The 14,374-nt window shown below is 57.5% G+C and carries 11 protein-coding genes and 2 tRNA genes; 1 reads left to right on the top strand and 12 read right to left on the bottom strand.

Annotated features, from left to right (window positions below; all coding sequences use genetic code 11):
• Positions 1-344: 344 nt before the first annotated feature.
• The 4 genes from Y887_RS08825 to uvrB all read right to left on the bottom strand — a co-directional run bounded on the left by Y887_RS08825 (position 345) and on the right by uvrB (position 5,081).
• Positions 345-2,018, bottom strand: coding sequence for a type IV secretory system conjugative DNA transfer family protein (locus Y887_RS08825; protein WP_046963972.1), 1,674 nt, complete (start codon positions 2,016-2,018; stop codon positions 345-347).
• Between the two features lie 36 nt (positions 2,019-2,054).
• Complete coding sequence (locus tag Y887_RS08820; RefSeq protein WP_046963971.1) at positions 2,055-2,297, bottom strand: hypothetical protein; 243 nt, start codon at positions 2,295-2,297, stop codon at positions 2,055-2,057.
• A 591-nt stretch (positions 2,298-2,888) separates the two neighbouring features.
• Positions 2,889-2,963, bottom strand: a tRNA-Val gene (locus Y887_RS08815).
• Positions 2,964-3,059: 96 nt separating this feature from the next.
• Positions 3,060-5,081, bottom strand: a complete 2,022-nt coding sequence (gene uvrB, locus Y887_RS08810) for an excinuclease ABC subunit UvrB (RefSeq protein ID WP_046963970.1) — start codon at positions 5,079-5,081, stop codon at positions 3,060-3,062.
• Positions 5,082-5,222: 141 nt separating this feature from the next.
• Here uvrB and Y887_RS08805 point away from each other — a divergent pair, with 141 nt between their 5' ends.
• Positions 5,223-5,765 carry a GspH/FimT family pseudopilin gene (locus Y887_RS08805; RefSeq protein ID WP_046963969.1) on the top strand — a complete coding sequence of 181 codons (543 nt, stop codon included), beginning with the start codon at positions 5,223-5,225 and terminating at the stop codon, positions 5,763-5,765.
• Positions 5,766-5,818: 53 nt separating this feature from the next.
• Here the strand turns inward: Y887_RS08805 and Y887_RS08800 are convergent.
• The 8 genes from Y887_RS08800 to ppnN all read right to left on the bottom strand — a co-directional run bounded on the left by Y887_RS08800 (position 5,819) and on the right by ppnN (position 14,345).
• Positions 5,819-5,895 (bottom strand) — tRNA-Asn (locus Y887_RS08800).
• A gap of 66 nt (positions 5,896-5,961) precedes the next feature.
• Entirely contained in the window at positions 5,962-6,354 is a 393-nt protein-coding gene (locus Y887_RS08795; RefSeq protein WP_046963968.1) for a type IV pilin protein, read from the bottom strand.
• A gap of 47 nt (positions 6,355-6,401) precedes the next feature.
• A complete protein-coding gene (locus Y887_RS08790) occupies positions 6,402-10,136 on the bottom strand; it encodes a pilus assembly protein (RefSeq protein ID WP_046963967.1) in 3,735 nt (1,244 codons plus the stop codon).
• 10 nt (positions 10,137-10,146) lie between these two features.
• A complete protein-coding gene (locus tag Y887_RS08785) occupies positions 10,147-10,674 on the bottom strand; it encodes a pilus assembly PilX family protein (protein WP_046963966.1) in 528 nt (175 codons plus the stop codon).
• Between the two features lie 2 nt (positions 10,675-10,676).
• Positions 10,677-11,837, bottom strand: a complete 1,161-nt coding sequence (locus tag Y887_RS08780; RefSeq protein ID WP_046963965.1) for a PilW family protein — start codon at positions 11,835-11,837, stop codon at positions 10,677-10,679.
• 5 nt (positions 11,838-11,842) lie between these two features.
• Complete coding sequence (pilV, locus tag Y887_RS08775) at positions 11,843-12,322, bottom strand: type IV pilus modification protein PilV (protein ID WP_046963964.1); 480 nt, start codon at positions 12,320-12,322, stop codon at positions 11,843-11,845.
• The gene (locus Y887_RS18865) at positions 12,319-12,837 is read right to left on the bottom strand and encodes a GspH/FimT family pseudopilin (protein WP_046963987.1); all 519 of its coding nucleotides are present in this window, start codon (positions 12,835-12,837) and stop codon (positions 12,319-12,321) included. The genes pilV and Y887_RS18865 overlap by 4 nt, the downstream gene beginning before the upstream one ends.
• Before the next feature lie 122 nt (positions 12,838-12,959).
• Positions 12,960-14,345: a nucleotide 5'-monophosphate nucleosidase PpnN gene (ppnN, locus tag Y887_RS08765; RefSeq protein WP_046963963.1), complete on the bottom strand. Its 1,386-nt coding sequence runs from the start codon at positions 14,343-14,345 to the stop codon at positions 12,960-12,962.
• Between the last annotated feature and the right edge of the window lie 29 nt (positions 14,346-14,374).

Here is a 14,374-nt window from a genome sequence, read left to right as displayed (position 1 = left end):
CCTAATCTCCATAACTAATAAGCCATTTTTCTTTCGCGCCTGCGACGTCTTACATTTAGCGCCCAAAGGACCATGCCTAAAAACCAGTAATTGTCGAAATATTTCAGGCACAACAAATCGTTCGCCAAGAGGGCGAACGTATTTAAGAGATCCGGGCAAGAATGTTTCGTCACACATAAACATTTTTACGCTCCATGTAACCCCATTCCTGAGCAACCAGAAGATCAGACTATCGTCAGGCTGCCACTACGTAGTGCAATCTGCCGCCTTGTCGACCAACAGTCAAGCTGAAAGTGATACAAGTCTCTAATTTATGAGAATTTATCATAAAAGTGTGCGACTCATCACATTTTCAGGTCGAGGATTGGGGTTTCCACTTTGTCTAAGAGACGTGAAGTAAAGTGCTTATCTTGGTAGTACTTTATTTTCTGGCATTTGACCGGATGCGGGATTCCTTCGTAGAGGAACACTTCATGGTCGTTTCCCATCGCCTTCAACTCCTGCGGCAACATCAATGCACGCCGCTCCTCCGACACGCTGCGCGTTGTTTCGCGCCCCCTAGTGATGTTTTTCTTCTTGATCGTCGTGTAGCCCAACATCTCCGAGTAGTCGTTCGCGTCCTGTTGCTCGCGCGGTGCGTACAGGATCTGCAGGGCGTGATTGGTGATGATGGTGCGCGACAGGTCCTTGCCATAGGTCGCGTCTAGTTGCGCCATGCTCTGGATGATGGGCAGCAGACGGATGTTATAGCCGGCCATGTAGGCTACTGCCGTTGCGATGATGTCCACTTTGCCGATCGAGGTGAATTCGTCCATGAGCAGCAAGCACTGGTACTTGAGCTCCGGGTTGGACTTCGGCAGCTCGCGCGTATTGAGGTTGATGATCTGACTGAAGAGCAGGTTGATGATCAGGCGGCTCTCCGCCAGCTTGTTGGGCTGGATGCCGATGTAGATCGTCATCTTCTTCTTGCGTAGATCCGTGAGCAGGAAATCGTCGGCGCTGGTGGCTGCATCCAGCACAGGGTTGATCCACGCGTTGAGCGGTTCTTTCAGGGTGCCCATGATGGACGCGAAGGTCTCATCCGCCTGTGACAGCATGTTGGCAAAGGCCGATTTGGCATTGCCGCTCAGGAACCTGCGCTCGGACAGCGATTTCAGGTATTTCTTGAGGTCGGTACCGTCCCCCGAAGACAGGCGATAGATGCCGCCCAGCGTGGGCGCCCCTGCCCCGCCCGGGAAGCCGAGCGACAGCTCCTCATCCCAGTTCTCGAACAGATACAGAGCGAAAGCCAAAAATGCATTACGCGCCTGGCTGACCCAGAATTTTTGATCGTCCGAGCCGTCCGGATACAGCATGGCCGCGATGCTCATCAGGTCCGACACGCGGAATGCAGGATCGTTCGACACGTAGGTCAGTGGATTCCAGCGATGGGTGCGCCGATCTTCTGCAAACGGATTGAAGAGAAAGACCTCGTGCCCCTGGCTGGCGCGCCAGCCGCTGGTCAGATCGAAGTTCTCCTGCTTGATGTCCAGCACGACGATCGACTCCTGGTACTCAAGCAGGTTGGGGATGACAACACCCACACCCTTGCCCGAGCGCGTCGGCGCAGCGAGGATCACGAATTGCTGCCCGCTCAGACGCACCAGCTTGCCGTTGAATTTACCGACGACGATGCCGTTCCCGCTTGGCTTGAACAGGCCGTGCTTGGCGAGATCGGCAGCCCCGGCGAAGCGCGCGTCGCCATGCAATGCAGGCGCCTTGGGCTTGAGTACCAGAGCAATACCGATGATCCAAATGAGCGCCGGAAAACCGAAGCCGATGCCACCTGCCATCTTGATCTTGGTTGCATAGGGAGCAACCTGGGGCAGTCCCAGTGCGCTGTAGTAGCGGTAATAGGTGTCCCAGCTATACAGGCTCGTCTCCAGCCGCAGCAGCAGCAAGGTCACGTAGCCGGACAGCAAATATCCGGCGAGCAGCGCCACCGCAGTGGCAATCGCGATAATTTTGGCTTTCGACATGCGCCCTTCTCCCTAGGCTTGCAGCTGGACGGCGGTCTAACGACGGACGACAGGCTTGTGGTCGATCGGGTCCGCTTTGCGGCCCCCACTCTCGCTTTCGACGAGCGAGTCGATCCACACCTTGGCTTGATCCAAGGAAAGATCCGGCGTTATTCGCGTTCCAGCATCGGTCACGACCGCATACGCCACCACCGCATCGGGTGCATACACCTCGTCGCGCGTGATCGCCACAATGCGATACCTCCCCCTGGTCAGCACGGTGTGCTGATACTCGTCCATCGCCAGCCTTCCTTTCCGTCAGCGCGGAAGCGATGCTAAAGCAAGACGTGTGATGGAGAAAGCGGTTTCGGCGGCGCGCGTGACTGCACGGCTCGAGCCGCCCCACCTCTGAACCTGAGTTGGCGAACTTGGCTTGGCCCTTGCGCCGGTGCGGCGGCAGGCAAACACGCGCTAGCCGACAGCTCCACTGCTGCCAGCGTTGGATCCCTCATTAGATGCGCTGAGCCATCAAGCGGTATCGCGAGCCAATGGTTGCGCCGCGACCTCAGAAAGTTGGATTGCATTACCCGATCGCGCTCTGCGCCAGCAATCGTTCGCATGCCATCGCCAGCCGCGCATGCCATGCGGTACACATGGATGGGACATGGTGGGGCTCGCTAGATCGTTGCGCGATCGGCAAGACCGGCGCTACACGACTTTAGTGAGATGCATCTGCGTGAGGCGAAGGAGCGACTTGAGTTGCTTGCCGGGAACCTGACCAAATACGTGCCGGCGCTGCAGCAGCCTTTGAGAGAGTCATTTTAAGATCACTGGCAGACATTGCTGCCGATCATGTAACCACTCAAGTCGCCATACCATCTGGACTTGGAGTGGTGGGCGGTACAGGGTTCGAACCTGTGACCCCTACCATGTCAAGGTAGTGCTCTACCGCTGAGCTAACCGCCCGAATCCTGCGCCAGCATCGCGCTGTGCAGGGCGCGCATTCTAGCGCAGGGTTTTGCCGACCACAAGCCCTCCCTGCGCTTTGTGTGCCACTTCGCCCTACCCCAGGCTTGCGGCCTTCAACTTCTGGATCTGGTCGCGAATCTGCGCCGCTGCCTCGAACTCCAGATCCTTGGCATGCTGGTACATCTTCTGCTCCAGACTCTTGAGCTTGCCGGCAATTTCCGCAGGCTTCATGGCGCGATAATCGGGCGCCTCTTCGGCGACCTGGCGCGACTTCGACCGCCCCTTGCCCGCCTTCTTCTCGGCTGCATCCTCGCGTGCACCCTCCATGATGTCGGAGATCGGGCGTGCCACCGACTTGGGCGTAATGCCATGCTCGAGGTTGTACTCCACCTGTTTCTCGCGACGGCGGTCGGTCTCGTCGATCGCGGCCTGCATCGAACGCGTCATCTTGTCGGCATACAGGATCGCCTTGCCGCGCAGATTGCGTGCGGCGCGGCCGATGGTCTGGATCAGCGAGCCGGTCGACCGCAGGAAACCTTCCTTGTCCGCATCCAGGATCGCCACCAACGACACTTCCGGCATGTCCAGGCCTTCGCGGAGCAGGTTGATGCCAACCAGCACGTCGAACTTGCCCAGGCGCAGATCGCGGATGATTTCCACACGCTCGACCGTGTCGATATCCGAGTGCAGATAGCGCACGCGAATGCCATGCTCACCGAGGTACTCGGTCAGGTTCTCGGCCATGCGCTTGGTCAGCGTCGTGACCAGCACGCGGTCGCCGAGCTTGATGCGCTCGTGCACCTCGGACATCAAGTCGTCGACCTGGGTACCGACCGGGCGAATTTCCACGACCGGATCGATCAAACCCGTGGGACGCACCACCAGCTCGGTGATCTCGCCGGCAGACTCGCGCAATTCATAGGGCCCCGGCGTTGCGGAGACATAGATGCTGCGCGGCGAACGCGCCTCCCACTCCTCGAAGCGCAGCGGCCGGTTGTCGAGCGCTGACGGCAGGCGGAAGCCGAACTCCACCAACGTTTCCTTGCGCGAGCGATCGCCCTTGTACATCGCACCGATCTGCGGAATGGTCACGTGCGACTCATCGATGACCAGCAGCGCATCCGGCGGCAGGTAGTCGAACAGCGTCGGCGGCGGCTCGCCGGGCGCCTTGCCGGTGAGATGCCGCGAATAGTTTTCGATGCCGTTGCAGAAGCCCACTTCGGCCATCATCTCCAGATCGAACTGGGTGCGCTGCGCCAGACGCTGCGCTTCGACCAACTTGTTCTGCGAATACAGCTGCTCCAGCCGTTCCTTGAGCTCGTCCTTGATCGTGTCGACCGCACTGAGCGTGCGCTCGCGCGTGGTCGCGTAATGCGTCTTTGGGTACACGGTGTAGCGCTGCAGCTTGCGCAGGGTTTCGCCGGTCAACGGGTCGAACAAGGTCAGCTGCTCGATGTCGCCGTCGAACAACTCGATGCGCAAGGCCTCGGTGTCCGACTCGGCAGGAAACACATCCAGTACTTCGCCACGCACGCGAAACGCACCGCGCGTCAGCTCGAATTCGTTGCGGGTGTACTGCAGATCGCTGAGATGACGGATCAACTTGCGCTGATCGATGTGCTCGCCCACCGACAGGATCAACCGAAGCGACAGATAGTCTTCCGGCGCGCCCAATCCATAAATCGCAGACACCGTCGCAACCACCAGCGAATCGCGACGCGACAGCAAGGTCTTGGTCGCCGACAGGCGCATCTGCTCGATGTGTTCGTTGATCGAACTGTCCTTCTCGATGAAGGTGTCCGACGACGGCACGTACGCTTCGGGCTGGTAGTAGTCGTAATAGCTGACGAAGTACTCGACCGCATTGTTCGGAAAGAACGACTTGAACTCGCCATACAGCTGCGCCGCCAGCGTTTTGTTCGGCGCCATCACCAAGGTGGGTTTTTGCACCTGCTGCACCACATTGGCGATGGTGTAGGTCTTGCCCGAGCCGGTCACCCCCAGCAGGGTCTGCTTGGCCAGGCCGGCCTCGAAGTTGGCCACCAGCTTGTCGATGGCCGCCGGCTGGTCGCCGGCTGGGGAATACGGGGATACGAGCTCAAAACGATCGGTCATGGAGCGGATCTCGGGGGAAGGCTGCACGAAAAAACGGAGGTCACCTTTGGTAAAAATCTGACATCCCGCCACGTAGGGACAGACGTTACCTGAGATGTGATCACCTTAGAGACTGCTTGCTCCAATGCAGGAGCAGGACGAATGCAAGCAGCGACTCGTTCGTACCAAAAAGGGTACACCGCGCTTCAGTCACTGATCGTGATGGCGATCATCGGCATCCTGACGACCATCGGCCTGCCCAGCTTCAGGGCGTTGATCGAATGGCAGCGCGCACAGGCGCGGCTCCACCTGCTCACCGCGCATCTGGCGACCGCCAGGAGTCTGGCGGTCGCCCAGCGCCTGCCTGTCAGCATCTGCCCATCGGTCGATGGGGCAAGTTGCCGATCGGACACGAACTGGAGCCAAGGATGGATCCTCTTCCAGGATCCCCTACGCAATGGGCACCCCGCAGGCGCAGACTCCATCTTGCGAGTCGAGCGCTATGCAGCAAGCGACAACATCAGCATCACCGGAACGATTGGCAGACCTGTGGTGCGCTTCCTTCCTAACGGCCGCAACAGCGGCACCAACATCACGATCAGCCTGTGTGCCGGCGCGCATCGCCTTGCGGACGTAATCGTCAACAATTCAGGACGAACGCGATCCGTCCGCTACAAGCAGCCAACCAACTGCCCGATGCACTAAGCCTCCGCCAGAAAACGAAGAGGCCGCGACTAGTCGCGGCCTCTTCAACATCTTGGCGCCCGAAGTTGGACTCGAACCAACGACCCCCTGATTAACAGTCAAGTGCTCTAACCGGCTGAGCTATTCGGGCGGGGTGGGCATTGTAGCAAGATCCCACCGCAATGCAACACCCCTATGCGTTGGACTTTACTACCTGCTACCAACACTCTGACCTGCTGCCTTTAGAGTTGGTCTTGCGAGAAGCTTGGTCAATGCTCAGGGTGCCGCACTTGTCGGCAGTCTGAGCAGCTCCCGGTGTCGCCGTAATCACATATCCAGACTGGGTCTGCTGAGACAGGGCAAGAGTGTACGCTGCGGTTCCTCCCTCGCGCGGCGATACTGACGTTGGCAGACTGAAACCAACGTATGTGTTCTGTACCGTGTGATACCTCTCCGCCAGATGAGAGTACTCAACGAGATCGACCTTCGCCTGGGCCCGCTTCGATTTGCGCACGTGCTCCGCGTAGTTGGGATATGCGATCGCGGACAGAATCGCAACCACAGCAACCACGATCATGAGCTCGATGAGCGTGAACCCTTGTGCTCGCATCGAACAGCTGTTCAAGTGCTTTAATTGAGGATGCTTCGTCAACCTAATCATTGAATTTGCCTCCAAGACTGCCTTCCGCATGGATATGGGACATACATCGGCTGCGCACCGGCAACATTGATCACCATCCAGCACGAACTACCGCCAGGTGGCAGAGAACCAGGAGTCAAGCGCGGGATTGCCGACACACCCACGTCTTTTACCGGCGTTGTACCCTGTGTCGTCAAGGAAGTTGCGGCAGTGCCAGAGGCAAACGCTGCACCGGTGGGTGAGCCATTGCGAGCAACATCGAGCGCCGCTCCACCCGTGCGAGTATTCAGTCCAAAAAGCCAGTTACTGCCTTGAGCGGCACAGCCCACACTGTTTGGATTGGGCACGTAGGTGGGCATGAAAACGATACCTGAAGCGACATTCGGATTACCTACCATGCGCTCGCCGGCAGGCAGATCTACGTACCATCCCTGTCCTCCCGTGACGCTAGAACCCATTACCAAGCTACGGGAAGTACCAGAAGTCGCAATCGAGTTGGCCTGCAAGTTCGAACGTGTGATGGAACTGGTAACAACACCGGAACTCGTGTCGTTCACGCCATACAAAGATTGAATCGCCGTATCGAACGGGTCGTTCTGGAAAGAGAAGCTGCCGGTACCGAAGAACAACGTCACGCCACCGTTCTCGCCTTCAGTCGCTACCAGTCCTCCGGTAATCGGCTGACGATAGGTTGCGCCATTTTCCACAGACGTACGGCTGGTAAACAGCGGCACCGTAAGCGCCGTCGCAGTGTTGCGCAGATCGAATTTCCAAATCGCGCCCTTCTGGTCTGCCGCATAAACCGTATCGGCATAGCCGTCGCGCACCCTGTCCAACTGACCTGTCCCTCCCCAGCGATCAACGGCCACAATATTGCCCAGCCCATTGCTGCCAGAGATGCTGTTACCACTCTCGGTGGCTTCGATCATGGTTACTGTTGGCGTACCAGTTTTGATGTCGACAAGAAATAGAACAGCTTTTCCACTTGCACTGTTATAGCCATTGCCGAAGATAGCCTTCCAGCTCACAGTGCCCGCCGAGCTCAAAATCGGAACGATAACCGGCTTACCAAGTACAAAACCGATGTTGTTGCGTATCGCAGCAGACAAGGAGGTATCAAGATCACTAATCTCCCAAAGACGGCTTGCGGAGGTAACACTGGTAGGCGTCGTGACATCCATTGCAAATACGCTCCGGCCACCAGCGCCAGCGGTGCCGACCAAGCTGGTCTTCCATGCGCCACCGTAGTAAGTGTCAGATACAGCTAAAGGCCCGTCGACGTAGTAGCGGTGACCGAACTTCTGGTCACTTTGATTGGCCGGATCATACGGCAAAAGCAGATTACCCATGTGCCCCAGGGCCGTCGACGGAATATACGCGAAACGCTCAACTCCTCCGTTGGAGGACATGACACCGTCGCCATTCATACCACCGTCGAAACCGTGCAGCATTCCATCGTTGGCCCCCACATAGACCATGTAGTTACGGCCAGTCTTTTTCGCATTCAAATAGGCCTGATAGGTAGCACCAGGATTACCCGGAAGGCTACGGTAACCATAATCATCCAGCGGAGAACTGATCACGGGAGCGGAATTGACGATATCTCCCAGAACAGTCGTTCTGTCGCGCAAGCGCCCTCCACTTCGCACTTCTCCGGAAGCTTCACCCCGCAGATAAGCGGTTGCCGTCGCTGCGGTCGCCCCAAGATTGGTAAGGTCCGAACTGGTACACAAGGACATGCCAGGGTACAGCGCAGTCGACTTGGTGCATAAATCTGCCAAAGAAATATTGGTGTCGTTGAATGCTGAAACCACCCCCGCCTTACTTACCAGCACATTACGAGCCGCAGCGGACGGCATTCGCGCGCTAGCCTCCCAAGCCGCAGTACTAACTGCTACGCGGGTCTGCGGGTTTACAGCGACGGTGTACCCAGTGAGGCGACCAAACCAGTCTGTTCCCTCGTTCGCGATTTCATAATTTGGGGCGACCGAGAAGGATCCGACACCGATACGCGCACCACTCTGGGCGAGGGTACCAGAAGGCGAAGAGCCAGCCGTCACAGACGAAAGGACACGTCGCATTGCCTGAGTGATTTCGGCTGGAGTCCTCGCATTGATGTACTGTCCCCGCGTATTCGTAGCCGCATGCCAGATGTCGTCAACAGTGCTTCGTTCATCGTTTTCGCGAGGCGGCCAATTTTGATAAACCGCCGGCGTTGTGTACGCATCCTGCACAACACTTGGATTGAACAGATTACCGCGAGCACCTAGCGTGATGCCATAGAAGTTGACGTGCAGATTTTTTTGACAATCTAGCCTGACACTTGCATTTGCGGTATTGCATGAGCTTGGAACCGGCACCAAACCAGAAGGCAGGTCTGCTCGAATGGGAGAACCGCCATTGACATTATTGTAGTATTTAGCAGCAATGTCGCCCATTGTGTTGTCGTACGCGTCAGTGAAGGGAACTCCCATATCACCATCGCCGCTCGCGTTACTTACGGACGGGCCATCTTGGTTACTGTATCCATCCGTAAACAGCATGACTGCATTTTTTTGACACGCCAATTGGACAGGAGCTGCACTATCAGTTCGCTGAAACTGAATACCAGCCGAGTTGACTGCCTGCCGATTCGGTGTACCACCACTAGCAGGCAAGGCAAGAATCGAATTATACAGAGCAGTCTTCTCGCTCTGCGTACCCATGTTGCGCATCGGCAATCTTTCGCTGACAGCATCGTAGCTTGCGTGCTGATTGATCCGGAAGAAACCAACTCGCATGTTATTGACATCGGCCAGAGACCTGGTCATACCGGCAATGATCGCTCGATTTCTATTCCCATAGAATGAAAACCAATTGGCGAAATTCTGAAGGGCAACGGTATTGGCCGCGCCTATCGTATACTTCCACATGTCGCAACCAGCACCACATACGTTACGCACGCGATCACGCTGAACCGCATCATAAGCGGAAGCACCAGCAAGAAGAGGCCTCGCATCGGTGTCGCTTGTGTAAGGCACAAAGAAGGTCGCCGGCCAGAATCTGATCAGCAACGTCTGCGAACCGCCATTCCACGTTACATCAGAGGTCGTTACCTGTTCATTCCCGAAAAAAAGATTGCCATTGTTATCCTGGAAACGTTGCTTGTATCCCGTCCCACGCGGAAGCACCATCCCATTTTGAATTCTAAAACTGCTACTGAAATCATCCCCCATATAGTTGGAAGCAAGCGCCACAGTTGCGCCTGGCTGGAGCGGATTGATCCGCGTATTGACCAAGTCCGCCTGCGGAAAGGGATTTCCATCGCTATTTATCCACGGATCGTACTTGACCGTCGGATCGTAATAGGTGGGATTGTAGGCGGCAGAGCGCGCAAACCCTAGACCATCCAATGGAGGGACGCCGCGGCGATTTTCATCGATACGGACGCCGGGAAGGACATGGTTGTAGCCACAACCTACACTAGGCGAATCCTCCGTGTTCAATGCCCCCTGAGCGGAGAAAAAACTCTGCCTTGTAGTGCTCCAGCATCCCTGACCATCCTGCCCCGGAAACTGAGTCTGAAACGTCATCGAACCAGAATCATCCACCGCCATGATAAAAGCAGGAGGCGTCTGCACTTGGTCATTCATCGGCGCCTGAGCCAGTACTCCCTGGCCCTGCGCAGCAATCAATGCATAGACGAAGAACCCCAACCCGATCGCGCCAGTCACTGCCGAAGCAAGGATTACTTTCTTTCTGTTAGCTGTCATGTGCGTTTCTTCAAAGTTTGAAGACGGTGTCTATTGCCGCTTCGGAACTGGGATTGGCGTTGTCGTCGGCAGCAACACCAGTGATCTGGAAGACCGGAGATGCTGGATCAACTGGTTGACCCATTCCGATGTTTGCCTCGCCCTGGATACATTGATCGATTTGACGAACATTGACAGCACGATTCGATGTTTGCACCTGAGCCCATTGCATTGGATCGAAGCCATCATCACATACCCGCTTTATATCGCCCGAACCTACCAGGCTTGTGGTATCGCTCGACGACATGGTGCGATTTGAAATTTTTTCCACTGAATTTTCGGCGTTTCTAACGGTCCCTTCCGCCTCCTCGAAAGCACGGTTTACTGCACGATAGTTCGACGCCATCTTCTCCTGCATACCAGAAACCTGGATGCCTGCAATACCAATTAATGCCAACAGCACCAGAATCATCAGTGCGACATAAAGAACAGCACCCTTTTGTCGGCCGGCTCCGATTTCACAATTTATGCGCTTTTTGAGGACAGGCAGCATCGTCATGATCAGTTCCCGAACAGTCGATTACGGAGAGCAACTGAAAGCTCATAACTGGCACGATATCGCCCATCGTTAGTCGTAGGCGGGATTACCGTTACTCCAAGTACACCAAGGCGATTGACCGCAATTGGAGCTGATGCGGCAGCCAGCGTGGGGCTACGCGCGAGGACACCAACCTGCACTTGACCGACCCGCCGCCATTGATTTGCAGCTGCTGCGTCGGTCGCTGTTGCAACATCGCTCGCAACCCTCTGCGCGGTGATGTTTCCGGCAGGAGGGGTCTGTGTCGCAATTGTTTCGGTACTGTCTAGTCCATAAAGGAATTGCAAGCTCTCAATGCCCTCTACGAGCTCCTCGCTGGTGTATTGGCCGTTTCCTCCAGCTCTAGCCCTCCGCAACGCGGGCTCTCCTGTATCTGGATTGTTCGCAACGTAATACACAAGCGATTCGGCGCGGTACACCATGGTCTGACCAGTAGGCTGTACGACATATCGACCGGCAAGGTTGATCCCTGAGGCCACTACGGTTCCAGCCGTAGTCGTGCCGGCAAAAACATCAGCGTGGGCGCAATCTGCAATTCCGAACAGCGTCGGTGCGGCAACGCCATCATCCGTAAGCCTCGCCCAGCGGGCGGCATCCATCGTCAACGTCGTATTGGAACCCGCCGCCGCGATGCCCGTGGCAGGAACCCCTTCGGCGGAAAGAAAGCGCAAGACGATGATGTCGCTACCCGCCCGCGGCGCCGGACTGAGGTTTTGGATTGCCGTGGGCAATCCAGTGATCGAGCCTGCGCTAGCCCCCACTGTCTGCGCTTGCCCAGGGGAAGTCCCTGGTGCCTCGTACCCCTGAATTGACACCGAAAAGTCCAGCGGACTGCCGCTCCCCGTTGTGGCGGACAGATTGACCCGTGGATCACCTTGCCCCTTAACGAACTGTGCCTGGTCGTTGACGCATCCAAAGTGCCCCGCCATACGAATATCGCGTGCCAGATAGTCCAGAGCGAATCGCCCATTCTCCTGGGCTCGCGATGCGCCTTCGGATAGCTGAGCAGCAGTACGCGATGCAGAGAAGATCTGGATGACGCCTAACAGCAGCACCAGCCCGATCACCATAGCAATCATGAGTTCAATCAGGGACAGACCTGCATTGCGCCTATACACACTCATTGCTGTCAAATCTCCGTCCGCAAGGCAAAACTTGTAACGGTGTCGGGATTGTCCTTGTCCCAGCGCTGATCGCCCCAGCTGATCGATACTGTTGCAACTCCATTGGCATACGTAACAGTAGCCGCTGCCTTATCTCCCAACGCCTTCGCAACCTGACATTGCCAACGCGCAATATTCTGCGCGACCGCAACTGCGGTTCCGGTGGGATAGGCGCAAGCACCCGATTGAGTCACAGAGCCAGCAGCGAAACTAGCAGCGGTGTATTGCGTCACCAAATACCGGTTTGATCGCATTTGATCGATAAGGTCATAAGCAAGATTGGTCGCCTGCGTACGGTAATTGGCACTTTGCACGAACCGGACATTCATGGTCTGCAGCAAGGCGAACCCAAGCAAACCGAAGGCCAGCACGAGAATTGCTATCAACACCTCAATCAACGTAAAACCTTGCGACAATCGCGCACTGAAGCTAGGAGTTTTCTTCATACACAAGCCTCTTTTTTGCTACGGACTTGCCCGGACGCATTCACGGTCAGTGATCTCCTCAATGGCTGCCCCCCGCATTGGTCCGGCTGGAGCGTAACCTGCTGGTCTGCAGGCGCGCGGCGCCGACCACGCGTATCGAAAGCGACCACCGTTCCAGTGGTTGGCCCCTGGACGACAAGCCGAGGATTGCCGGTCGAGTAGCGCAGCACCGTTTCTCCGGTGTCAAAACTACCGTTGCCGTTAGAGTCACTCCAAGCCATGACTCCTACACTCCAGCTGCCGTCGCAGCTGGCCCCGGTGGAGCTGCCGCACACGCCTCCACCCTGACCATTCCGGATGGCCTCGGTTCTTGAGAGATTCAATAAAGCCAACAGCTCGTTGTTGGCAGCAGCCACCCGATTGGATCGCAACACTCCCTGAAAGCTAGGGTAGCCAATGGCCGCCACGATCGCGAGCACGGCAACGGTTACCATGAGTTCAATCAGAGTGAACCCGCGCGAACGGACAAATAACATTAAGACGCTCCCCAGCGTTGGCGTTGACAGCATCGTCAAGCCTTATGTTGGATGCAACCTGCGGCAGATAAGCGGTTGGTATGGCCGACGAACGATGCCGACCACCCCATGTCCTCGCGCCCTTAAGTCACCACCCGATAACAAGGCCGGTAATCCCCCGAGATTTTCATCCGGCGCTGTTCGACGAAGCCGCGCAGCAGTTCGTCCAGGGCCTGCATGATGTCCGGGTCGCCATGGATCTCGAACGGGCCGAACTCCTCGATGCGGCGCATGCCGTCCTCCTTGACGTTGCCGGCGACGATGCCGGAGAAGGCGCGGCGCAGATCGGCGGCCAGTGCGGGGGCCGGGCGGCCGTGGTGCAGGTCCAGGGCGGCCATGGCTTCGTGGCTGGGCACGAACGGCTGCTGGTACTCGAGCGGGATATGCACCGACCAGTTGAAGTAATACGAGTCCTTCTGGTCCTTGCGGTGCGCGCGCACCTCGTGGATGCCTTCGGCCATACGGCGCGCGACGGCGACCGGGTCGCCGACGATGACCTCGTAGCGCGACGCTGCCGCCTCGCCGAGAGTGAGGCGGATGAAGCGATCGATCTGTTCGAAGTACGGCGCAGCGATGGTCGGCCCGGTCAGGATCAGCGGGAACGGCAGGTCGGCGTTTTCTTCGCGTAACAGGATGCCGAGCAGATAGAGAATTTCTTCGGCGGTACCGACGCCCCCCGGAAACACCAGGATGCCGTGACCGATCCGGACGAAGGCCTCAAGGCGCTTCTCGATGTCCGGCATGATCACCAGGTGGTTGACGATCGGATTCGGCGACTCCGCCGCGATGATGCCCGGCTCGGTCACGCCGATGTAGCGGGTGTGGTGCTTGCGCTGTTTGGCGTGAGCGATGGTGGCGCCCTTCATCGGGCCCTTCATCGCACCCGGGCCACAGCCCGTGCAGATATCCAGCCCACGCAAGCCGAGCTCATAGCCCACCTGCTTGGTGTAGAGATATTCGTCGCGCGAGATGGAATGCCCACCCCAGCACACGACCAGATTCGGGTCCGACGGCTGCAGGATGCGCGCGTTGCGCAACTGGCCGAATACGGCGTTGGTGATGCCTTCGCTGGTGTCCAGATCGGCGCGCTGCGCTTCCAGTTCGATCGCCATGTAGGCCAGATCACGGACAACAGCGAACAGCAGCTCGGCGACGCCGCGGATGATCTCGCCGTCGACGAACGCCATCGCCGGCGCGTTGCTCAAGTCGATGCGGATGCCGCGATCCTGCTGGTTCACCTGGATGTCGAAATCCGGATACAGGTCGCGCGCGGCGCGCGGGTCGTCCGAGGCGCTGCCGCTGGTCAGTACCGCCAGCGCGCAACGGCGCAACAATTCGTGCATGCCGCCGCTGGAGGCATCGCGCAACCGGGCCACTTCCGCCTTGGACAACACGTCCAGGCCACCACGCGGATAGATCCGCGCATCCACCACCGGCAGCGCCCGTGCTGCCGTACTGCTGAGTTCCATAGCTTGCTCCTGTCGTCTGTCGGAGACTT

It is taken from the genome of Xanthomonas pisi DSM 18956, from assembly GCF_001010415.1.
In the GTDB taxonomy this organism is placed as follows: domain Bacteria; phylum Pseudomonadota; class Gammaproteobacteria; order Xanthomonadales; family Xanthomonadaceae; genus Xanthomonas; species Xanthomonas pisi.
The sequence above is the reverse complement of the archived record's forward strand: the minus strand, read 5'-3'. Positions and strand labels throughout refer to the sequence as shown.